The organism is Arcobacter sp. s6 (genome assembly GCF_040884245.1).
In the GTDB taxonomy this organism is placed as follows: Bacteria; Campylobacterota; Campylobacteria; order Campylobacterales; family Arcobacteraceae; genus Aliarcobacter.
This window is the reverse complement of sequence record NZ_JBEVTN010000004.1, coordinates 151,407-173,152: the sequence shown is the minus strand read 5'-3', so window position 1 is coordinate 173,152 and position 21,746 is coordinate 151,407. Positions and strand designations below refer to the sequence as shown.

At 26.6% G+C, this 21,746-nt stretch carries 29 protein-coding genes; 22 read left to right on the top strand and 7 right to left on the bottom strand.

All coding sequences use genetic code 11. The annotated features are described in order from the left end of the window. Nucleotides 1-149 precede the first annotated feature (149 nt). Genes ABVS04_RS03840 through ABVS04_RS03815 form a run of 6 tightly spaced genes read left to right on the top strand, consistent with a single transcriptional unit; the run spans nt 150 to nt 4,259 of the window. Nucleotides 150-1,445, top strand: coding sequence for an NCS2 family permease (locus ABVS04_RS03840; RefSeq protein ID WP_368029350.1), 1,296 nt, complete (start codon nt 150-152; stop codon nt 1,443-1,445). Between the two features lie 26 nt (nt 1,446-1,471). Further along, nucleotides 1,472-1,918: a phosphoribosyltransferase gene (locus ABVS04_RS03835; protein ID WP_368029349.1), complete on the top strand. Its 447-nt coding sequence runs from the start codon at nt 1,472-1,474 to the stop codon at nt 1,916-1,918. A gap of 54 nt (nt 1,919-1,972) precedes the next feature. Continuing rightward, the gene (locus ABVS04_RS03830; protein ID WP_368029348.1) at nt 1,973-2,257 is read left to right on the top strand and encodes a hypothetical protein; all 285 of its coding nucleotides are present in this window, start codon (nt 1,973-1,975) and stop codon (nt 2,255-2,257) included. A gap of 46 nt (nt 2,258-2,303) precedes the next feature. Then, entirely contained in the window at nt 2,304-2,690 is a 387-nt protein-coding gene (locus ABVS04_RS03825) for a DUF423 domain-containing protein (protein WP_368029347.1), read from the top strand. A gap of 4 nt (nt 2,691-2,694) precedes the next feature. Continuing rightward, nucleotides 2,695-3,498: an ion transporter gene (locus ABVS04_RS03820; protein WP_368029346.1), complete on the top strand. Its 804-nt coding sequence runs from the start codon at nt 2,695-2,697 to the stop codon at nt 3,496-3,498. Next, nucleotides 3,495-4,259 carry a hypothetical protein gene (locus tag ABVS04_RS03815; protein WP_368029345.1) on the top strand — a complete coding sequence of 255 codons (765 nt, stop codon included), beginning with the start codon at nt 3,495-3,497 and terminating at the stop codon, nt 4,257-4,259. The genes ABVS04_RS03820 and ABVS04_RS03815 overlap by 4 nt, the downstream gene beginning before the upstream one ends. 46 nt (nt 4,260-4,305) lie before the next feature. On the opposite strand, the gene upp is transcribed toward ABVS04_RS03815, so the two are convergent. Further along, the gene (gene upp / locus ABVS04_RS03810) at nt 4,306-4,926 is read right to left on the bottom strand and encodes a uracil phosphoribosyltransferase (protein ID WP_368029344.1); all 621 of its coding nucleotides are present in this window, start codon (nt 4,924-4,926) and stop codon (nt 4,306-4,308) included. A 115-nt stretch (nt 4,927-5,041) separates the two neighbouring features. Between upp and ABVS04_RS03805 the strand changes: the two genes are divergently transcribed. From ABVS04_RS03805 to ABVS04_RS03775, 7 genes are all read left to right on the top strand, one after another. Next, nucleotides 5,042-6,274 (top strand): uracil-xanthine permease family protein, encoded by a 1,233-nt coding sequence (locus tag ABVS04_RS03805; RefSeq protein ID WP_368029343.1) that lies wholly within the window; start codon nt 5,042-5,044, stop codon nt 6,272-6,274. A gap of 59 nt (nt 6,275-6,333) precedes the next feature. Next, complete coding sequence (locus ABVS04_RS03800) at nt 6,334-6,834, top strand: YajQ family cyclic di-GMP-binding protein (protein WP_368029342.1); 501 nt, start codon at nt 6,334-6,336, stop codon at nt 6,832-6,834. 89 nt (nt 6,835-6,923) lie between these two features. Beyond that, nucleotides 6,924-7,682, top strand: coding sequence for a hypothetical protein (locus ABVS04_RS03795; RefSeq protein ID WP_368029341.1), 759 nt, complete (start codon nt 6,924-6,926; stop codon nt 7,680-7,682). A gap of 70 nt (nt 7,683-7,752) precedes the next feature. After that, entirely contained in the window at nt 7,753-8,412 is a 660-nt protein-coding gene (locus ABVS04_RS03790; RefSeq protein WP_368029340.1) for a response regulator transcription factor, read from the top strand. Further along, nucleotides 8,405-9,589, top strand: a complete 1,185-nt coding sequence (locus tag ABVS04_RS03785; RefSeq protein ID WP_368029339.1) for a sensor histidine kinase — start codon at nt 8,405-8,407, stop codon at nt 9,587-9,589. The genes ABVS04_RS03790 and ABVS04_RS03785 overlap by 8 nt, the downstream gene beginning before the upstream one ends. A gap of 50 nt (nt 9,590-9,639) precedes the next feature. Beyond that, a complete protein-coding gene (locus ABVS04_RS03780) occupies nt 9,640-10,221 on the top strand; it encodes an NUDIX domain-containing protein (RefSeq protein ID WP_368029338.1) in 582 nt (193 codons plus the stop codon). Between the two features lies 1 nt (nt 10,222). Then, nucleotides 10,223-10,696 carry a c-type cytochrome gene (locus ABVS04_RS03775; RefSeq protein ID WP_368029337.1) on the top strand — a complete coding sequence of 158 codons (474 nt, stop codon included), beginning with the start codon at nt 10,223-10,225 and terminating at the stop codon, nt 10,694-10,696. 12 nt (nt 10,697-10,708) lie between these two features. Here ABVS04_RS03775 and ABVS04_RS03770 read toward each other — a convergent pair whose 3' ends face one another. Then, nucleotides 10,709-11,719, bottom strand: a complete 1,011-nt coding sequence (locus ABVS04_RS03770; RefSeq protein ID WP_368029336.1) for a phospholipase A — start codon at nt 11,717-11,719, stop codon at nt 10,709-10,711. 121 nt (nt 11,720-11,840) lie between these two features. Between ABVS04_RS03770 and rpe the strand changes: the two genes are divergently transcribed. The 4 genes from rpe to ABVS04_RS03750 are packed head-to-tail and all read left to right on the top strand — an operon-like array spanning nt 11,841 to nt 14,433. Continuing rightward, complete coding sequence (rpe, locus tag ABVS04_RS03765) at nt 11,841-12,482, top strand: ribulose-phosphate 3-epimerase (RefSeq protein ID WP_368029353.1); 642 nt, start codon at nt 11,841-11,843, stop codon at nt 12,480-12,482. A gap of 2 nt (nt 12,483-12,484) precedes the next feature. After that, complete coding sequence (locus ABVS04_RS03760) at nt 12,485-13,081, top strand: phosphoribosylanthranilate isomerase (RefSeq protein ID WP_368029335.1); 597 nt, start codon at nt 12,485-12,487, stop codon at nt 13,079-13,081. Continuing rightward, nucleotides 13,068-13,886, top strand: a complete 819-nt coding sequence (locus ABVS04_RS03755) for a 3'-5' exonuclease (protein WP_368029334.1) — start codon at nt 13,068-13,070, stop codon at nt 13,884-13,886. Before ABVS04_RS03760 ends, ABVS04_RS03755 begins: the two co-directional genes overlap by 14 nt. Before the next feature lies 1 nt (nt 13,887). Next, nucleotides 13,888-14,433, top strand: coding sequence for an HD domain-containing protein (locus ABVS04_RS03750; RefSeq protein WP_368029333.1), 546 nt, complete (start codon nt 13,888-13,890; stop codon nt 14,431-14,433). A 44-nt stretch (nt 14,434-14,477) separates the two neighbouring features. On the opposite strand, the gene ABVS04_RS03745 is transcribed toward ABVS04_RS03750, so the two are convergent. Genes ABVS04_RS03745 through ABVS04_RS03730 form a run of 4 tightly spaced genes read right to left on the bottom strand, consistent with a single transcriptional unit; the run spans nt 14,478 to nt 17,363 of the window. After that, complete coding sequence (locus tag ABVS04_RS03745) at nt 14,478-15,059, bottom strand: 2-oxoacid:acceptor oxidoreductase family protein (RefSeq protein WP_368029332.1); 582 nt, start codon at nt 15,057-15,059, stop codon at nt 14,478-14,480. Nucleotides 15,060-15,069: 10 nt separating this feature from the next. After that, complete coding sequence (locus ABVS04_RS03740; protein ID WP_368029331.1) at nt 15,070-15,903, bottom strand: 2-oxoglutarate ferredoxin oxidoreductase subunit beta; 834 nt, start codon at nt 15,901-15,903, stop codon at nt 15,070-15,072. 2 nt (nt 15,904-15,905) lie between these two features. After that, entirely contained in the window at nt 15,906-17,036 is a 1,131-nt protein-coding gene (locus ABVS04_RS03735; protein ID WP_368029330.1) for a 2-oxoglutarate synthase subunit alpha, read from the bottom strand. 9 nt (nt 17,037-17,045) lie between these two features. Further along, nucleotides 17,046-17,363, bottom strand: a complete 318-nt coding sequence (locus tag ABVS04_RS03730; protein WP_368029329.1) for a 4Fe-4S dicluster domain-containing protein — start codon at nt 17,361-17,363, stop codon at nt 17,046-17,048. A gap of 295 nt (nt 17,364-17,658) precedes the next feature. On the opposite strand from ABVS04_RS03730, the gene ABVS04_RS03725 reads away from it, so the two are divergent. The 5 genes from ABVS04_RS03725 to ABVS04_RS03705 are packed head-to-tail and all read left to right on the top strand — an operon-like array spanning nt 17,659 to nt 21,033. Further along, entirely contained in the window at nt 17,659-18,375 is a 717-nt protein-coding gene (locus ABVS04_RS03725) for a tRNA1(Val) (adenine(37)-N6)-methyltransferase (RefSeq protein ID WP_368029328.1), read from the top strand. Continuing rightward, nucleotides 18,368-18,751: a YkgJ family cysteine cluster protein gene (locus tag ABVS04_RS03720; protein ID WP_368029327.1), complete on the top strand. Its 384-nt coding sequence runs from the start codon at nt 18,368-18,370 to the stop codon at nt 18,749-18,751. Before ABVS04_RS03725 ends, ABVS04_RS03720 begins: the two co-directional genes overlap by 8 nt. A 14-nt stretch (nt 18,752-18,765) precedes the next feature. Further along, nucleotides 18,766-20,043: a hypothetical protein gene (locus tag ABVS04_RS03715; protein WP_368029326.1), complete on the top strand. Its 1,278-nt coding sequence runs from the start codon at nt 18,766-18,768 to the stop codon at nt 20,041-20,043. Next, complete coding sequence (trpC, locus tag ABVS04_RS03710) at nt 20,040-20,831, top strand: indole-3-glycerol phosphate synthase TrpC (protein ID WP_368029325.1); 792 nt, start codon at nt 20,040-20,042, stop codon at nt 20,829-20,831. Before ABVS04_RS03715 ends, trpC begins: the two co-directional genes overlap by 4 nt. Next, on the top strand, nt 20,818-21,033 hold the full coding sequence (locus tag ABVS04_RS03705) for a 4-oxalocrotonate tautomerase family protein (RefSeq protein WP_368029324.1): 216 nt from the start codon (nt 20,818-20,820) through the stop codon (nt 21,031-21,033). The genes trpC and ABVS04_RS03705 overlap by 14 nt, the downstream gene beginning before the upstream one ends. Before the next feature lie 30 nt (nt 21,034-21,063). Here the strand turns inward: ABVS04_RS03705 and ABVS04_RS03700 are convergent, their stop codons facing one another. Next, nucleotides 21,064-21,744, bottom strand: a complete 681-nt coding sequence (locus tag ABVS04_RS03700; protein WP_368029323.1) for a YggS family pyridoxal phosphate-dependent enzyme — start codon at nt 21,742-21,744, stop codon at nt 21,064-21,066. Nucleotides 21,745-21,746: the final 2 nt, after the last annotated feature.

Here is a 21,746-nt window from a genome sequence, read left to right as displayed (position 1 = left end):
TGGTAGAGCAATTCCATGGTAAGGAAGAGGTTATCGGTTCAACTCCGATTGTGAGCACCATTTATGTTATACTTTTACCTCTTATTTTAGTAGAATTTACATGTAATTTTTGTATAATTTAAACTTATTTTAAAATTAAGGAAAAGTTTATGAACTTTTTTAAATTAAAAGAGCATAATACAACAGTTTCTAAAGAGTTTTATGCTGGTTTTACTACTTTTTTAACAATGATGTACATTGTTCCTGTTAATGGATTTATTCTTGCTGATGCAGGTCTTCCTATGGATGCTGTTATTACAGCAACTGCTTTAATTACTATTTTAGCTACTCTTTTTTCTGCTTTATGGTCAAATACTCCCATTGCAATGAGTGTTGGTATGGGATTAAATGCATATTTCTCATATGGATTAGTATTAGGAATGAAAATACCTTGGGAAACTGCTTTAGGTATTGTATTTTTATCTGGTATTTTATTTGTAATCTTATCTTTAACAAATTTTAGAGTTTGGATAATGACTTCAATTCCTATGAGTTTAAGACGAGCTATTAGTGCGGGTATTGGTTCTTTTATCGCTTTTATTGGTTTAAAACAAATGGGTATGATTGTTTCAAATGATGCAACATTAGTTGGACTTGGTGATTTCTCAAACTCTAATGTTTTATTAGGTGTTTTAGGTTTAATTTTATCTTTTAGTTTTTATGCTTATAGACTAAAAGGAGCATTTATTTTATCAATTGCAATTACCTCTGTTGCAGCTTGGTTTTTTGGTTTAGGTGAAACGCCAAATTCTGTATTAGCTATGCCAGCTTCAATATCTCCAATTTTCCTTGAATTAGATATTTTAAGTGCTATATCTTTATCTTTATTACCTGTGATTATTACATTTTTAATTACTGATATGTTTGATACTTTAGGAACTTTAACAGGAGTAGGAACAAGAGCAAATTTATTCCAAGAAAATAATAAAGATGATAAATCTTTACAAAAAACACTTGAAGCAGATGCAATTGCAACTGTTGGGGGAAGTTTATTAGGGGTTTCAACTACAACTGCATTTATAGAAAGTGCAGCAGGAGTAGAAGAGGGTGGAAGAACTGGTTTAACTGCTGTATTTACAGCATTACTTTTTATTATGACCTTATTTATGTTACCACTTTTTAAATCAATTCCTTCAAATGCAATTTATCCAGTTTTAGTAGTAGTTGGTGTTTTAATGTTTACAGAGCTTGGGAAAATTAACTTTGAAGATTCTGATTTAGCTACAAGTGCTGGAGCTTTTTTAATTGTTATTTTAATGCCTTTGACTTTTTCTATTACAAATGGAATTGCTGCAGGATTTTTAGTATATACAATAATTAAAATAGCAAAAAAAGAGTTTAAAGACTTAAATATTGGAATTGTAGTTATTACATTTATTAGTGCTTTAGCATTTATTGTACATTAATATTTATTTTATAAGAAGGAATTATTTTGGAAAAACTATATTATAGTTATGAATTATTTGTAAAAGATACTCAGGTTTTAGTTGATAAATGTAGAGATTTTGAACCTGAAATTTTATTGGCTGTTGCTAGAGGTGGATTAACACTTTCTCATTTAATGGCTCAAGCTATGGATATGAGAAATTTATATACACTAAATTCAATACATTATGAAGGTGAATTAAAATTAGATACTTTTAATATTTTTAATATTCCTGATGTTTCACATGCAAAAAAAGTTTTAATAGTTGATGATATTGTTGATTCAGGTGAAACTATGAGAGAAATTTTAAAAGTTTTAAATGAAAAATTTCCAAAAGTTGAATTTAAATTAGCAACTCTTTTTTATAAAAAAACTGCTGTTTTAAAACCTGATTATTGTGTTAGAGAAGCTAATGAATGGATAGACTTTTTTTGGGAAGTTGATGTTAAATAAGTAATTTTATATTTTTTATGTATAATGATTTAAAATTAAAAAATGGATTTAAATATGACTTTTATAGATTTTAAAAAATTACTTTTAGATGCTGAACTTACTATTCCAAAGTTTACAGAACTTATTAAAGTTAGTGAAAAAAATATTCAAGCTTATAAAAAGAAAAAGCATGTACCAAATGCAATAGCAGTAGTTGCAACATGTTTTGCTAAAATGAATCAAGAATCTATCGATTTTAGAACTTTAATAAATGATTTAGAATTAGAAAAAAAAGAAAAAAAAGGTGCAGGTTTTTCTAAGAAAAAAGCATCTAAAGAAAAAGAGAAATCAAAAAAATAAAGTTTAATTTGATATACTTCCCAAAATTTTTAAATTAAGGAAGTATATGATACTAAATAATAAAATCAAAATATTTTTTGCAATTGCCTCTTTTATGATGGCATTAGGTATAGGATTTGGAGCTTTTGGTGCACATGCATTAAAATCTATTCTCGATGAATATTTTTTAAAAATTTACAATACAGGTGTTCAATATCAATTCTATAACACTTTAGGTCTTTTTGCTGCAACTTTTATTTATGCATTAAAACCTAATTCTAAAAAAATCCTAATCTCTTTGTGGCTTATTATAATAGGTATGATAATTTTTTCTTTTTCATTATACTTTTTAGCCATTTTAAATATGCCAATTTTAGGAGCAGTTACACCAATAGGTGGAACTTTACTTATTATTGCATGGCTTACTTTATCATATGGTATTTTGAAGGATTAATTTTATGACTGTTATGGAAAGAATCGAACATATAAGAGACTCAAGATGGTTTTCTAACTTAACAACTATAATTATTATAGCTTATGCTTCAATTTTAGGTTTTAAAACTTTGGATGAAGTTGATACTCATTATGATTTATTTTTAAAGTTTGCAGATTATTTTGTAACAGTTTATTTTGTTTTTGAGTTAGCAATTAAAATGATTGCAGAAAAAAAATTTATTAATTTCTTTAAATCAGGATGGAATTTATTTGATTTTATAATTGTACTTATTACACTTCTTCCTTTAGAATCTTCTAATTATGCTGCAATTGCAAGGTTAATGAGAGTATTTAGAATACTAAGATTATTTACAGCTAGACCTGAGTTAAAAGCTATTATTGATATGTTAATCAAAGCAATTCCTGCAATTATTGATATTGTTATTTTAATGTTTATAATTTTTTATATTTATGCGATAATTGGTAATTTCTTTTTTGAAGAACTTCCTTCTGGATTATGGGAGAATTTTTTAGTTTCAATGTTGACACTTTTTAGAGTTTTAACTTTTGAAGATTGGACAGATGTTATGTATGAAGCTATGGAAGTGTATCCTTGGGCTTGGACATATTTTGTTTCCTTTATCATAATTGCAGCATTTGTATTTTTTAATCTTTTTGTTGCTGTTATTATTGGAGAAATGCAAAAACTTCAAGAAGCTGATATGAAGCAAGAAATTCATGAAGATAGTTTGAAATTAGATATTTTATTAAAAGAAATTAAATTACTCAAAGAAGAAGTTAATAATTTAAGAAAAGAAAAACAATGAAAACATTTACAATATTAGGTACAGGTTGGTTAGGTTTTGAATTAGCAAAAGCTTTTAAATTTAATTATAAAATAAAAGTGTCATCACGAAGTGAAGATAAATTAAGAATGTATGAGGAAGAGGGTTTATCTTCATATATTTTAAATGAAAATGATTTAAAATCTTTAGATCAATTACTTGAAACAGATTATTTATTTATAAATTTTCCTCCATCAAAATTTGAAGATTATTTAGGTTTTTTAAACAAAATTTATAGTCATCAAAAAATTAAAGATATAGAAAAAATTATATTTATTAGTTCAACATCAATTTATCCAAATATTGAAGGTTTTTTTTATGAAAACTTTGAGATAAAAAATTCAAGTTCAAAAATAGTTTTTGATGCAGAAACTTTAGTATCAAATAAAAGTAATGTTATTTTTAGAGTTTCTGCCCTTGTTGGAGGAAATAGAGTTTCAGGAAGAAGGCTTTCAAATAAACTTGTTGAATATCCAAAAAGTTTAATAAATTTTGTTCATAGAAATGATGTAATAGCTGCTACAAAATTTGCCATTGATAATAATCTTAATGGAATATTTAATCTTTGTTGTAAAGAGCATCCAAGCAAAGAAGAATTATATAGTTTCAATGCAAAAAAATATGATTTTCCTTCACCTATATTTTCTCAAAATGAAGAATTTTTAAATAGAATAATTGATGGTTCTAAAATAGAAAACTTAGGATTTAATTATAAGCATGAGAATGCATTTGATTTAATATAGGTATAAAAGTAAGATTAGCTTTGTAATTTAAAGCTAATCTATATTTTTAATTAGTGTTAAAAGCTCTATCCCCAGCATCACCAAGACCTGGTCTAATATAATTGTTTTCATCTAATCTTTCATCTATTTGAGCTATATACATATCTACATCTGGAAATGCTTTTTGTACTTTTTCAACTCCATATGGTGAACCTAAAACATTTAAACAAATTATTCTTTTTGGATTCTTAGATTTTAAATATTCAATTCCATCTATTAATGATCCACCTGTTGCTACCATTGGATCCAATAATAAAACTGTTTTATCTTCTAAACTTGGAATATTTTCATAAAATAGTTTACTTTGAGATGTTTCTTCATCTCTTTTCATAGCTAAAAATCCACTTCTTGCATAAGGTAATGTTTTTAAAATACCTGTAAGCATTGGTTCTCCTGCTCTTAAGATTGGAACTAGAACTAATTTTTGAACTTCTATCATTTTCACATCAAGTGGTCCTTGCCATGTATTGATATTTTGGCTAACTGTTTCAAAATCACATAAGGCTTCAGAAGCTATGATTCTTGATATCTCTTCTATTGTCATTCTAAATTCATTTGATGTAGTTCTAACATCTCTTAATCTATTAACTAAATGTTTTACAACAACGTTTGTACTTTCTTTATACATAGTAATCCTTTGAAATTTTATATTACTAAAAAATTGCTTATAAATTATATATAAATTTAAATTTTATTAACACATAATTAGATATTATAATTTTACAAAAAAATTAGAGGTATTTATGAAACCCACAGATTATAATTTTAGAATGAAAGATTCAATTCTTGGCTTACAATTTTTATTTGTAGCTTTTGGTGCACTTGTTTTAGTGCCAATTTTAACCGGACTTGATCCAAATGTTGCTTTATTTACAGCTGGAATTGGAACATTACTTTTTCAATTTGTAAATAGAAAATGTGTTCCTCCAATATTTTTAGCATCTTCATTTGCTTTTATTGCTCCTATCTCTTATGGTGTCGCTACTTGGGGAATTGCTGCTACTATGTCAGGATTAGTTGCTGCAGGTTTAGTGTATGTAGTTCTTAGTTTTTTAATTAGACTAAAAGGCGATAATTTTTTACATAAATTACTTCCCAGTGTTGTTGTAGGACCTGTTATTATGTCAATTGGACTTATTTTATCTCCTGTTGCAGTAAATATGGCAATGGGAAAATCAGGTGATGGATCTATTGTTATAGTTCCTTTTGAGCAAGCAATAGTTATTTCAATGATAGCTTTATTTATTACTATTCTTGTATCTTTACTTGGAAAAGGAATGTTTAAATTAGTACCTATTTTATTAGGAATAATTGGTGGATATTTAGTTTCTTTATATTTTGGTATTGTTGATTTTTCAGGTATTGCAAAAGCTTCTTGGTTTGGGATCCCAAATTTCACAGCTCCAGAATTCAACTGGCAAGCTATTATTTTTATTCTACCAATTGCAATTGCGCCTGCTATTGAACATATTGGTGATATGCTAGCTATTTCAAATGTAACAAAACAAGATTATTTAAAAAATCCTGGATTAAAAAATACTCTTTTAGGAGATGGATTGGCAACTTCTTTAGCATCACTTTTTGGAGGACCACCAAATACTACTTATTCTGAAGTAACAGGTGCTGTTACTGTTACAAAAGCTTATAATCCAGCTATTATGACTTGGGCTGCAATCTGCGCAATTTTATTGGCTTTTGTTGGAAAATTAGGTGCGATTTTAGCAACAATTCCTGTTCCAGTTATGGGTGGAATTATGTTGTTACTTTTTGGAATTATTGCAACTTTGGGTATGAGTACACTTTCAAAAGCAAATGTAGATTTTTCTTGTCCTAGAAATATGGCAATTGTTTCTATGATATTAGTATTTTCTATTGGTGGAATGACTTTTAATTTTGGCGGAGTGCCTTTTGCAGGAATTGGTCTTGGTGCAATAGTTGGTGTATTTTTAAATTTAGTTTTACCAAAAGCTTTATAAAATAATGTTAAGATTTCATTCTTAGCATAGATAATTATAATTTTTAAAGAAGGATATTAATGGCAACAAAAGAACATCAATTTGATATTTCTGCAAAGCTTGATTTACAAGAAATGAAAAATGCAGTTATTCAATCTCAAAAAGAGATTGAAACAAGGTATGATTTTAAAGGTATTTCAAAAGAGATAGATTTAAATGTAGGCGCAAAGACTTTAACATTAATAACATCAAGTGATAATAAAATTGATGCAATGAGAGATATTTTAATTTCAAAAATGAATAAAAGAGGAATATCTATAAATTCATTAGAAGAATTAAAAAAAGAAGATTCAAGTGGTGGAAATAGAAAATATACTTATAAAATAGTAGATACTATTGAAAAAGATGAAGCAAAAATCATTCAAACTGAAATCAAAAGCCTGAAACTAAAAGTATCTGCAGTTAATCAAGGTGATGAGATTAGAGTTACAGGTAAAAACATTGATGATTTACAAACTGTAATGAAGCATTTAAAAACTCTTGAATTAAAAGCACCATTAGTATTTGATAACTTTAGATAATTTATAGGTAATTTACAAATAATTAATATATAATTCATCTTTTAAATAAAGGATGAATTATAGAACTCTTAATAATAAAAGCAATTGCTGTGGTAACTCTTGTCTTATCTCTTAGTTATATTGCAGAAAAAGTTAGCCCAAAAGTTTCAGGTATTTTATCAGGTCTTCCTGTTGGAAGTTCAATAACTTTAGTTTTTTTTGCTCTTGAATATGGAGTTGATTATGTAACTAAAGTTGCTTTATATAATATTCATGGACTTTTTGCAGCACTTGCTTTTTCTATTGGTTATTATATTAGTACTTTTTATAAGGGTAAATTTGAAATATTTTTATCTTTATTAATCTCTTTTATTTCCTATTTAGTTATTGCGTTTATTTTAGCTTATGTTCCACCCCATGTATTTTTTACTCCAGTTATTGTTATTTCTTTGATGTTAATTGCTTCAATATATTTTGCAAAAAAAGAGAATTTTGCAATTGATAAAGCTGTTAAAACTTCATTATCTGACATTATGTTTAGATCTGCATTGACAATTTCAATATTTTTGATAGTTTCAAGTTTACCTAAATATGTACCTAGTAATATTGCTGGAATTTTTTCATCATTTCCTACTATTCTTTTGCCATTACTTTTAATAATTCATTTTAGACATAGTAACTTGCAAGCTAGAACCATTATTAAAAATACACCTTTTGGATTAAGTTCTGTGGTTATTTACTCTTTAATTGTTTACTTTAGTTATGAAAAAATTGGAATTTTATATGGAACAATTACTGCTTTAATTTGTTCAGTTTTATATGTGTTTTTACAAGGTAAAATTTTAAGATTTTTAAAGCTTATAAAATAAAATATACACAGTAAGTAAACAAACTTTGACTATAATAAGTGTAAATTATTAAAGTTTATTAGGATTTAAGATGAAAGTTTTATTATTAGAAGATGATGTTGCATTAAGTGATTTGTTAAATGACCATCTAATAGATAAAGGTTATGATGTAACTTTATGTACAGATGGACAAGAAGCTCTTGAAGCTTTAATAGATCAAAAATATGATATTGCATTGCTAGATATTAATACACCAATAATAAGTGGTATTGAAGTTTTAAAAACTATAAGAACAGAGTATCAAAATAATACACCTGCAATTATTCTAACAGCTTATCAAGATACAAAACATTTAAAAGAATCTTTTGAAAATGGTGTTGATGATTATATAAAAAAACCTTTCGACTTAGAAGAATTAGATCAAAGAATATTAAAACTTTGTAGACAGTTTTTAATAGAACAAAACAGTAAAATAAAAATTGATGATAATATATTTTTTGAATCACAATCTTGCCAAGTATATATAGATGATAAAATTATAAATTTAGCACAAAAAGAAAGAGATATATTAAAATATTTTTGTACTCATAAAAATAGAGTAGTTTCAAGTGATGAACTTCTTCAAAATATATGGGCGTATGATGATATGCCAACAGATGCAACTATTAGAGTTTATATAAAAAATCTTAGAGAAATTATTGGAAAAGATAAAATAACGACCATAAGAGGAATAGGATATCGATTTGAATAGAGATGAAAGAAAAGCCTTAATTAATTTTTTATCTATTTATATAGTTTCAGCAATATTTTTAATAGGTGTAATTTTATATATCTATTATAAAAATGAAACAAAAATGTTAGAAGAAACTTGTAGTATGGAATTAAATAATGCTTCAATGCATATTAAAACTGAGATTATGAACAAGTATATGAAAAAGCAAGAGTTTAATGCAAGTAAATTAACTAATGAAAATATTAAATATGGACTTTTTGATAAAGATAAAAAAGTTATATTTTCATATTTAGATGAGAGCTTTTCAATAGATTTTTCTAAAACTACCCATAAAAATGAATTATACAACTACTTTATTACTACTTTGGATGATGAGAATATACCTATTAAATATATTGTTATTGAAACATGCCAAGAAGTTCAAGATAAAAATAAATTGAAAATATTTATTTTGATAATTCTTATTTTAAGTTCTATTTTTATTGGTTGTATTGGCTTTTTATTATCAAAAATTTTATTAAAACCAGTTCGTCAAAGGGTTGATTCAATGGATAAATTTATAAAAGATTCAGCTCATGAATTAAATACTCCTATTTCTGTATTGATGACTTCTGTTTCTATGTTAAAAAATGGTAAAAATCCACAAAAAATGATGAAATATATTTTAAGTAGTTCTAAACAAATATCTCAAATTTATAATGATATCCATTTTTCAGCTTTTAATGAAATAAATGGAGATGTTTTTGAAGAATTTGATTTAAAAGAATTAGTGAGTGAAAGTGTTGAATATTTCAATGATATTTCAATTACTAAAAACATAGTAATAAATTCAGATTTAGAAAATTGTTTTATAAAAATGGATAGAACAAAAACACAAAAACTTGTTAATAATCTTATTTCAAATGCAATAAAATACAGCTATAAAGATTCACAAATTGATGTTAGATTAATCAATAACATCTTAAGTGTAAAAGATTTTGGAATTGGTATTAGTAATGAAGAACAAAAAGAGATATTTAAAAGATATAAAAGAGGAAATAATAATGAAGGTGGTTTTGGAATAGGATTAGATATTGTTAAACGTATTTGTGAAGAATATTTATTACCTTTAAATGTTGAATCTAAAATCAAAGAAGGTGCTATATTTAGTATTGATTTCACAACAATATTAAATAAAGAGACGTTACAAAAGTAAAATGAATATTTTTTTTGTTAGAATACAAAAAAATATAATAAAGATTATTTATGATAAATGTAATTAAAAATTTAAAAATAAGTGAATTAACAGACACGAGATTTATTCATCCTGTAAAAGTTAGCTTTAACCAAAATGGAAAAGATAAAACTTGGGAGGCTGTTCGTAGTCATGATAGTGTTGCAGTACTTTTATATCATCAAGAAAAAAAAGCTTTTTTACTTGTAAAGCAGTTTCGAGCGCCTGTGTATTTAAATGATATAAATAAAACATATACTTATGAATTATGTGCAGGATTAGTGGATAAGAATAAATCTTTGGTTGAAATTGTAAAAGAAGAAATAGATGAAGAGTGTGGATATAATGTAGATTTACAAGATATTCAAAAGATAACTTCTTTTTTTACAAATGTAGGTATTAGTGGTGGATGTCAGCATCTATTTTTTGCAAAAATAAATGAATCAATGAAAATTCATGAAGGTGGAGGAGTAAATGATGAGCAAATTGAACTTCATTTTTTACCTATTGAGAAATCTGATGAATTAATTTTTGATGAGTCTAAAGCAAAAACTCCTGGTTTAATGTTTAGTTTTTATTGGTTTTTGAAAAATCAAAAAGATTTAGGATTTTAGTATGAAAATTTTCTTTATAATCTTTTTATTATTAAGTACATATTCTTTTATCAATGCAGCAGATGAAGAATTTTTAACTCCATTACCAAGCTCAAATCCAGAAGCTATGAATCCCTTAGATATTAATAATTCATTTATTACAAAGTTTGAATATGGAAAGATGTTATATAATAATCCACGAGGAATAGGATGTAACTCTTGTCATGGTGATGATGCAAAGGGTAAAAAAATTATAGATTTTAAACAAGAGCATGATAAAAAAATTTATAACTGTGTTTTAAGTGTTCCAAATATTAAAGATATTGATTATGATACTTTTTCAACGAAAGTAAACTCTAAAAAGAATCCTAATGTAAAGTTTGAAAAAGAACAAGTTTGTGAAAAATTAATATATTATGCGAATGTTATGCCAACATACTTTTTAGTTGAAGAAGAAATTGAGGCTATTTATTATTATATAAAAAATCTTAAATAGCCTTATTTATTTTTATCTAGAAAAGGCTATTCCTAGTCCTATTTTATGGATTTCTTGGTCATAGTCTATTAAACTATTTCCATATCCTGAAAATACTTGTAATAAGCCATATGTATTCTTTGATGAAATAACATTAGGTAATGGGAAACTCCAATCAAACTGAATTGCACCTCTATTTACAGAATGAAACTCTAAATTATTTCTTAACATTAATTCAAATGTATGTTTTTTATATGCATATAAAAATGTTAATTCTCCATTTCCATAATAGTCTTCAATATCAGCATTGTCATCATCTTTTGCATCTTCAGGAATCCTATACCAAATTTTTGGAACAAAAAATAGATTTGAGAATTGGAAATATCCTTCTAAATAAGCTCTATTCCATGATCTTGATTCTTCATCATTTCTTCCATTTGAAGTGTGCATTACAGATAATTTATACGCTTTAAAAATATCATTATCTTTTAATGGGAATTCAACAAAAACTTCTGGTTCATAATTTGATTCTCTAAATGGAGCTGAATCTGCTGCTGTTTGCCAAAATGATCTTTGAGTATATGCAGCACTTATTGTTTCACCAAATCCTAGTAAATCATAAGTTATAGGTTTCTCAATACTGATTTGAAAAGCCGTTTCAAATTGATTTCGGTCATCAATTTTATTTATATTATATGTTGCAGGTAATAAGTAATTATTCTTATAAGGATATAAACCAAAATCTTTTGTAATTATTTGTTTAAGATTATTGTCTGTTTCTTTATCTTCAACTTTAGTTATTTGTGTTTCATAAAATTCTTTTTTTACTGCTGAAAAATTTTCAGTATCTTTTTTTTCACTAGTAGATAACTCATTTATATAAGTATCTTCTTTTGTTGTATTTAGATTAGCAGCTTTTTTATAAAGAATCATTGCTTCTTTATAATTACCTTCTTTTTCTAAATTTTGCGCTTTTTGATAAATAGAGTTTACATCTTCACTAAAACATAAACTATAAATAAATAGGGGTAATAATTTTTTCATTTTCAACCATTTAATTTTTTTCGTATTCTACATTAATATATATTAATAGATGTATTTTATACAAGCTAAAAGAGTAGAAATGATATAATCGACGAAAATTTAGAATAAAAGGTTAATAATGATACTTGTTGCACCTTCAATATTATCAGCAGATTTTGGAAATTTAGAAAAAGATATAAAAGCTATTTGTGATGGTGGTTGTGATTTAATACACGTAGATGTAATGGATGGGCATTTTGTTCCTAATATGACTATTGGTCCTGTTGTTGTAAATCCAGTTGCAAAGGCTGCAAGTAAACCTCTTGATATTCATTTAATGGTTGAAGATAACAATTTTTTTATTGATTTATTTGCATCTTTAAAACCTATGTATATTTCTTTTCATATAGAAAGTGAGAGACATCCACATAGAGTTATCCAAAAACTAAGAGCATTAGGAATAAAACCAGCAATTGTTTTAAATCCTCATACTCCACCTGAAGCTATTGAGTATTTACTTGAAGATTTAGATATGGTTTTATTAATGTCTGTAAATCCTGGTTTTGGTGGGCAAAAATTCATTCCATCAGTAGTTGAAAAAGCTAAAAAATTAAAAGAATTAATTAAAAAAAGAAACCCAAATTGTTTAATCCAAGTTGATGGTGGAGTAAATGATAAAAATATTCATATTCTAAAAGATGCAGGTGTAGATGTAGTTGTTGCTGGCTCTTATGTATTTGGAAGTGATGATTACTCAAAAGCAATAAAAAGTTTACAGGTATAAGTATGAAAGTAAAGATTTGTGGCATTACTAATTTACAAGATGCCCTTGATGCAATAAATGCAGGAGCAAATGCTTTAGGTTTTGTTTTCTATAGTAAATCTCCTAGATATATAGAAGTTTCAAAGGCAAAAGAAATAGTTGAAAAATTGCCTCCTTTTGTACAAACAGTTGGACTTTTTGTAAATGAAAATGAAAATTTTATAAATGAAATTTGTCTTGAAGCAAAAATGCAATTAGCACAGATAATAGATGATAATGAAATAATAAGTTATGATTTATTGAATGTAAAATATTTAAAAGTATTAAGAGCAAAAGAAGCAAAAGATTTAAGGAATTTAAATAAAGATTTCTATTTGGTAGATGCATATGTTGATAGTTTTGGTGGAGCTGGAAAAAGAATTGCATTGGAATGGTTTGAAGATATTGATTGTTCAAGGCTTATACTTGCAGGTGGTTTAACAGTTGATAACTTGAAAGAAATTGATGGTCTTGGTTTTTATGGTATTGATGTAAGTAGCGGTGTTGAATCAGAAATTAAAGGTAAAAAAGATAGAGCTAAAATGATAGCTTTTGTAAAAGAAGCAAATGAAATCAAATAAAAGAATAATTCCTAAAGCTTCTTTTAAATTACAAAATATAATACAAAGATTGAAAAATGAATCAATATTATATACAGAGTTTCTAGAGTTATTAGAAAAAGCTACTGATACTATGTATGAAAATCCAGAACTTGAATTTGAATTGCTTTTATCTAATGGCTTACCTTTAGAATTTGATGGTGATTTTGTTTTTTTAAAAACAAAAAATACATTGATTGAAGAGCAAACATTTTGTATAGTTGATATTGAAACAAATGGTGGAAGTGTAAAAAAAGGTTTTCAGATTATTGAATTAGGTGCTGTTAAATATAAAAATGGTCAAATAATAGATAAATTTGAGTCTTTAGTTTATGCAAAAGAAATTCCTCCTTATGTTCAAGAAGTTACAAAAATTACTCCAAAAATGATTGAAGATGCACCTAGGCTTGAGAATGTTTTAAAGGAATTTAAAATATTTTTAGAAGATGATGTTTTTGTAGCTCATGATATAAAATTTGATTATACTTTTATTTCTGAATCATTTGAAAAATATAATCTTGGTAAATTATTAAATAGAAAAATTTGCTCAATTGATTTAGCAAAAAGAACAATAGAATCTGAAAGATATGGCTTGAGTTTTTTAAAAGAACTTTTAAATATAGAAATAGAAAATCATCATAGAGCTTATTATGATGCTTTAACAACTGCAATTATTTTTGAAAAGAGTTTAGAAAATATAGATTCAAATAAAATTAAAACAGTAGAGGATTTAATTGCATTTTCAAAAAGTGATAATGTGATAAATTCCAATCAAAAAAAGAGTTAATATGTTTAATCAAGAAAATTATATAAAATTCCTTACTTTTGCAGCAAATGCTCATGGTAGTCAAAAAACACCTCATAATTTACCTTATCTAAGTCATATTTCTTGTGTTGCAATGGAAGTGATTCATGCTTGTGAGAAATCATCTTTAGATGAAAAAAAAGCTGATTTTGCTATTACTTGTGCTTTATTACACGATGTTATTGAAGATACAGATATTACTTATGATGAGTTATATACAAAGTTTGGTCCTGATATTGCAGATGGTGTTGAAGCTTTAACAAAAAATAAAAAATTACCTTCAAAACAAGAGCAAATGAGAGATAGTATAGAAAGACTTTTAACTCAACCTTATGAAGTACAAATGGTAAAACTTGCTGATAGGATTATAAACTTAGGAACTCCTCCATCTTTTTGGGATAATGAAAAAATAAAGTCTTATGCAAAAGAAGCTAGTTTTATCTTATCGTGTTTAAGAAATTCAAATATTTATTTAGCAAAAAGATTAGAAGAAAAAATTGAAGAGTATAGAAAGTATATAAAAGATTAATTTTATTAAAAGTTAAAAACAAGAAGCCCAAGGGGCTTTTGTTTTTATGCAGATACCACAGAAGATTCTGAAGCTTCTTTTGCATATTTAAGACCTAAATCAAATGCTTTATTATTAATTTCATGTACTTTTTCAGGTACTTTAGAAAGCATTGTAGCTCTTAATACATCATTTGATACAGTTTCTCCTGTAAAGTAGTTAGCCATTGCTAATGCTAAAACAGATTGAGTAATAACATTCCCAACTTCTTCTTTTGCGATAGTAATAATTGGAATCTCATAGATTTTCCATTTTTTTCTATCTTCTTCAGTTGGGCTAACCAAGTTAGGCTCAACAACGATTACTCCACCTTCTTTTACACCATTTTTGAATTGATTATAAGAAATTTGTGCAACTGATAACATAAAATCAATTTCTCCATCATTTGCATAAGGGTATAAAATCTCTTCATCTTGTAAAGTAATATCAACAACAGTTGGTCCACCTCTAACTTGAGATGTATAAGTTGCAGTTTTTAAACCATAACCACCATCTTTGATTTTTGCAGCTGCGAAAATCGCACCTGCAAGAAGTACACCTTGTCCACCAACACCTGTAAATCTCATTAAAGTTCTATTTGCTGCCATGTGGATCTCCTTATAATTGAACCATAGTTTTATTTTTGTGAGCGTCTTTTACTTTTTGGTAAGAGTCACAATATTCTGCTGCTTCAGTATCATGTTTTAAGATACCAGTAGGGAAAATACCTTTTTGCTCTTCTGGTTCTAATTTATCAAATTTTGCTTTAGCCATAGATATAGAATCAATCCACTCTAAGTTTGCCATAGCAGTTGCCATTTTATTTTTTCTTCCTAAGTTAACATGACAATTAGAGAATACTTCAATAAATGAGAAACCTTTATGTTCAAAACCTTTAACTAAAACTCTTTCAAGTTTTTTAGGATCAAGCATAGTTTCTCTTGCAACAAAAGATGCTCCTGCTGCTTCAACTAATTTACAAGCATCAAAAGTAGGATCTATATTCCCTCTACTCATCGTTACTGTCCACATACCTTGTGGAGTTGTTGGAGAAGTTTGAGAGTTTGTTAATCCATAGATAAAGTTATTGATAATAATATAATTTAAGTCAATATTTCTTCTTGCTGCATGAATAGTATGATTTCCACCAATTGCAAGACCATCACCATCTCCACCAACAACGATAACTTTTTTATCAGGATTTGCTAATTTAATTCCTGTTGCATATGGTAAAGTTCTTCCATGAGTTGTATGAACTGTATTACAGTTGATATATGAAGAGAATCTTCCAGAACATCCGATTCCAGAAACAACACAAACATCATCCATATTCCAACCAAGTTTTTCTATAGCTCTAATTACAGATTTTAGAATAACTCCATCACCACATCCCCAACACCATAGTGTTGGCATTTTATCTGTTCTTAAATATTCGTCATAATTAAAAGCCATAATTACATTCCTTTCACTTTTTCAATAATTTCTAGTGGAGATAATGGTCTACCATTTACTTTGAATAATGTATCAAAATCTGATCTTCCACTTACTCTTTGTACTTCATCAGCAAATTGTCCCATATTTAACTCAGTTACTAATACTTTATCAAATCTTGTCATTAATTCTTTGATTCTTTTTGCAGGACTTGGCCAAATTGTTAATGGTCTGAACATACCAACTTTGATACCTTCTTTTCTCATTCTATTAATAGCTTCAGTAACACCTAAAGAAACAGAACCATAAGCAATAATCATGATGTCAGCATCTTCTAACATATACTCTTCATTTAATTCTAATTCATCTAGGTGAGCATCAACTTTATTAAATAATCTTTTCATTAAAGCATCACACATCTCAGCATCTTCAGTTGGATGTCCTGTTGGTCCATGGTGAAGTCCAGTGAAGTGATATCTGTATCCTTCAAACATTGGATTTAAAACTGCTGGCTCATCAGCACCAACACCGTAAGGTTTATAATCTTTTTTATCACCTGTGAATTTTTTTCTCGAGATTTTACCTGCTTGAACTTCTTCTAAATCAGGAATAGTTGCTTTACCACTCATATGACCAATTGTTTCATCTAATAAAATAAATACAGGCTGCATAAATCTATCAGCTAAATTGAAAGCTCTTACTGTTTCAGTATAACATTCTCTTAAATTTCCTGGAACTAAAGTGATTGATTTAACATCACCATGTGTTGGATTCTTAGCTTGTAATAAGTCACCTTGTGCAACTCTCGTTGGAAGACCTGTTGATGGACCACCTCTCATTACGTTTACAACTACTAAAGGAACTTCAGAAATATATCCTACTCCCAAGTTTTCTGCTTTTAAAGAAATACCAGGTCCTGATGTTGCAGTCATTGATCTTTTTCCAGACATAGCAGCACCTAATGCTGTACAAATACCTGCAATTTCATCTTCCATTTGAATACATGCTTGTCCTCTAGCTGGTAATGCGCTAGATAATACGTGCATTATTTCACTTGAAGGAGTAATAGGGTATCCACCAAAAAACTCAACATCAGAGTCAAGCGCAGCTTTTGCTGCTAATTCATTTCCTGTTGAAATTAGTTCTCTTGCCATTAATTCTCCTTACGCCTCTAGTTCTCTATAATTATTTTTTATAACCGCTTCTTTTCTTTCTTTTGCTTCTTCTGTAAGTTTTGCAAATTTAAACTCTTTTTTATCAGCAACATAAATTGCGAAATCAGGACATGCTAATTCGCAATCTGTACAACCAATACATGAATCAGGATGTACAACTTTAATCATTGAACCTAAAGTAGAATGAACTTCTTGTCTCATAGCCAGTACACCAGCTGGACAAACAGATACACACTTATCACATGCTTTACATCTAGCTTCGTTAACCCAAACTGGAGTATTTGCAGGAGCTTCCATATTAGACATAATTTCTCCTTAAATTATTTTAATATCAATATTTGAATAAAATCAATATATTATGTTTGAATAATAACCTATACTAGCACTAAAGATTGTTTAAATAGGGGATTTTATTTTTTGAATTTTACTCTTGTTACATTTTGCAACAAGAAAATTAACTTGTATAAATTAGGTAATTAAACTGTAATTTTACTTAATCTATTTAACTAGTTAATAATAAAAAGTATAAGTTAATATATTAATTAAAACTCAAATTTATTTAACTTAGATATAATTCATATAAATAAATAAAGGAATATTCTTGGTTTTATATCAGCCTATAAATGGTTATTGTTATAATAGTGATACACATTTTTTATATAATTTTGTTTGTGATAATTTGAAAAAATATAAAAATATAAAAGGTGAGCTTTTAGATATTGGAAGTGGAAGTGGTATTTTAGGATTATTACTTGCAAGAGAGTATTTGAAATTAAATCTTAATCAATGTGAAATACAAGAAATGTTTCAATTCTTCTCAACTAAAAATGCACAAACAAATAAATTAAAAGCAACTTTGTTCAAAGGTGCTTTTGATAAAGTAGAATTTGATAAAAGGTTTGATATTTGTGTTTCAAATCCTCCTTTTTATCATAGTGATGTAATTAAAAGTGAAAATGAAAATCTGAGAATTGCTAGATATAATGACTCTTTACCTTTAGAGCAGTTTATTAAAAAAGTTAGTACTATTTTAACAAGTGAGGGTAAATTCTTTTTTTGTTATGATGCTAAGCAAATAAATGAAATATTAATATTATTAAATAAATATAGATTTAATTTAGAAGCTTTACAATTTGTTCATCCAAAAGTTTCAAAAGATGCAACTTTAATTTTAGTTTATGCTAAAAAAAATTCAAAATCTCTAACAAAAATATTTAATCCTTTAATAGTATTTGAAAATAACAATGATTTTACAAAAGAAGTGCAAGAAATATATGAAAAATCATCAACATATAGTATAAAGGTTAGTATTGAATAGTTTAATAAAAAAAGAGGGTTTTAATTTTGCTTTTGATCCAAAAGGCTGTGATACATGTGCAGGAAACTGTTGTATTGGAGAGAGTGGATACATATGGATTAATGTTCAAGAGATAAAAAACCTTGCATTACATTTAAATTTATCCATTGATGAAGTAAAATTTAGATATTTAAATAAAATTGGCTATAAATATAGCATAAAAGAGGTACAATTAGCTTCAAATAATTTTGCATGCTATTTTTTTGATTTAGATAAAAAACAATGTTCTATTTATCATGCAAGACCAATGCAGTGTCGTACTTTCCCTTTTTGGGATTATTTTAAAGAAAATGAAGAAGAGGTTTATAAAGAGTGTCCAGCTATAAAAAATCTTTAATTTTATGTTTTGTATTGCTTGTTCTTAATGGATGTAGTACAAAAACATTAAATGATAAGAATGATGATGTATCAAAAATAACATTTACAGAAGTAAAAACAAAACCTTATAATCTTGAAAATCAATATATTATTTTGGCTTTAGAATCAGAAAATCAGAAGTTATATAATGATGCAACAAGTTTATATTTTAAATTATTTGAAAATACTAATAATTATGAGTATTTAGTAAAATATTTAAGTATTGCAACTGTTGTAAAAGATTTCGAGTCAGTAAAGAAATATTCAAAAAAATATATGATTGAGAATATAAAAGAAGAAGAAGTTATTTTAAGATTGTATATATATGCATTATTTAAATTAAATGAAAAAGAAGAAGCATTAAAGATTGGTGAAAACTTGATATTCAAATATAAAAATGATACTAACTATCAGTTATTAGGAAGTATTTATTTAGAAGATAAACAATATCAAAAAGCTTATAATTTATTTGATTTAGCATATCAATTGACAAATAATAGTAATACTTTATTAACACTTACTAATATTCAATTTAATAGTTTATTAGAAAAAGAACAAGCAATTAAGAAATTAGAAAATCATATACAAATGTCTGGTTATGATTTTAATTTATCAATACAGTTATTGTCTTTTTATGAAAAATTAAATCAAAAAGAAAAACTTATTACATTTTTAAAAAATATGTTTTTTTACTATAAAAATAGTGAAAATCAATTTTTGTTAAACAAAACTAAAATTTTATTTATAAAATATGTAGCAAGAGATGATATTAACTCAGCTATTGATTTTTTAGAAGAGAATCATGAAGAAGATGAGAATTTATTAAATTTATATAAAATCTCAAATCAACCAGAAAAAGCTTATGAATTATTAAATAGATTATATGTAAATACAAATAATTTAGATTATTTAGCACAACAAGCAATTTTTGAATTTGAAATGACAAATGATAAAGAGAGTGTTTTAACAGATGTTATTGCAAAATTTGAAAAAGTTTTAGAAACAACTAGTAATCATATATATGAAAATTATCTTGCCTATATTTTGATCGATTTTAATATAGACGTAAAAAAAGGTTTAATATTAGTTAAAAAAGCACTAGAAGTAGAACCTAATAATATTGCATATATTGATACTTTAGCTTGGGGTGAATATAAAATGAAAAACTGTAAAGAAGCTTATATTCAAATGAAAAGAGTTGTTGATGAAATAGGAACTGATGATTATGATATCAAATTACATTGGGAACAAATAAAGGAGTGTAAAGAGTGATTTTAGATGAGATTATTGAGCGAACAAAGCTAGATTTAGAAAAAAGAAAAAAAGAAATAACATTAGATTTATTAGGAAGAAGTTTATCTTCAAACCCTTACACTCCAAGAGATGTTAAACCATATTTAATATCAACTAAAGAAGAGCCTATTAGAATTATTGCAGAAGTTAAAAAAGCAAGTCCTAGTAAGGGAATAATAAAAGAAGATTTTGATCCCTTAGTTATTGCTCAAGAGTATAGTAAAAATGGAGCTAATGCAATTTCTGTATTAACTGAACCACATTATTTTCAAGGTAACTTAGAGTATTTAACTGCAATAAGAAGATATGTACCAACGCCACTTTTAAGAAAAGATTTTATTGTTGATAAATATCAAATTGTTGAAGCATTAGTTTACGGAGCTGATTTTATTTTACTTATTGCAAAAGCCTTAGGAACTAAAGAGCTAAAAGAGTTATATGATTATGCAATTCATTTAGGTTTAGAAGTTTTAGTTGAAATTCATGATAAAGAAGATTTAACAAAAGCTATTAAATCAGGGGCTACAATTATTGGAATTAATCATAGAAACTTAGATACATTTGAAATGGATATGGAACTTTGTGATAAGTTAATTCCTTTAATTCCAAATGGAAAAATTATTGTTGCAGAATCAGGTGTTTCAAATGTTGATACTATTAAAAGATTAAGTGCTATTGGTGCTGATGCTTTTTTAATAGGTGAGCATTTTATGAGAGTTCCAAGTATTGAAGATGAGTTAAAAAGATTTAAAAATGCCTGTAATTAATGTAAAAATGACCCATGAAGATGGTGGTGCAACCCTTGAGCAAAAAGAGCAATTAGCAAAGGGAATAACAGAGCTTTTTGCAAAAACTTTTAATGGAAGAGGTGCCTCATCTGCTGTTGTTATAATTGAAGAAGTTAACACTGATAATTATGCAATAGGTGGAAAAATAGTAACTCAAATAAGAAATGAAGCTAAGAAATAAATATAGAACTATTTAAAGATTAGAAAAATTCTAATCTTTAAATAAAGTTGATCCTACTCTAATCATATTAGATCCGCACGCAATTGCAAGTTCATAATCACCACTCATACCCATAGAACAATATTTTGCTCCAAGTGAAACTAATTTATCATAAATTTTTTTAGTTATTTTGAATGATTCTTTAATAATTTTTTCATCTTCAACATGTGCTCCAATACTCATAACACCTTTTAATCTAATGTTTGGGCAAGTTTCAAGTATTTGCTTATAAATATTTACAGCATCTTCTGGCATTACACCTGATTTTGTTTCTTCATAAGCTGAGTTTATTTGAAGTAGGGCATTTAGTTTTTTATTTTTTGCTTCAAGTTTTTTATTTAATTCTTGAGCTAATTCTAAGCTATCAAGAGATTGAATTAATGAAGGGTTTAAATCAATAAGATTATTGATTTTATTTTTTTGTAAAGTTCCCACAAAATGCCACTCAATAGGTAGCTCTTCTAGGGTATCTATCTTCTCTTTTAAATCTTGTACTTTGTTTTCACCAAAAGCTCTTTGGCCTGCATTATAAAGTGTTTCTACATCTTCTGAACTTGAGTATTTTGAAATACCAATTATTTTTACAATATGATGTTCTGAAATCTTAAGTCTTGCCCCTTCTACTTTTGTAATAATTTCATCTAAGTTTTTAGTTGCTGTTTGTTTATTCATTT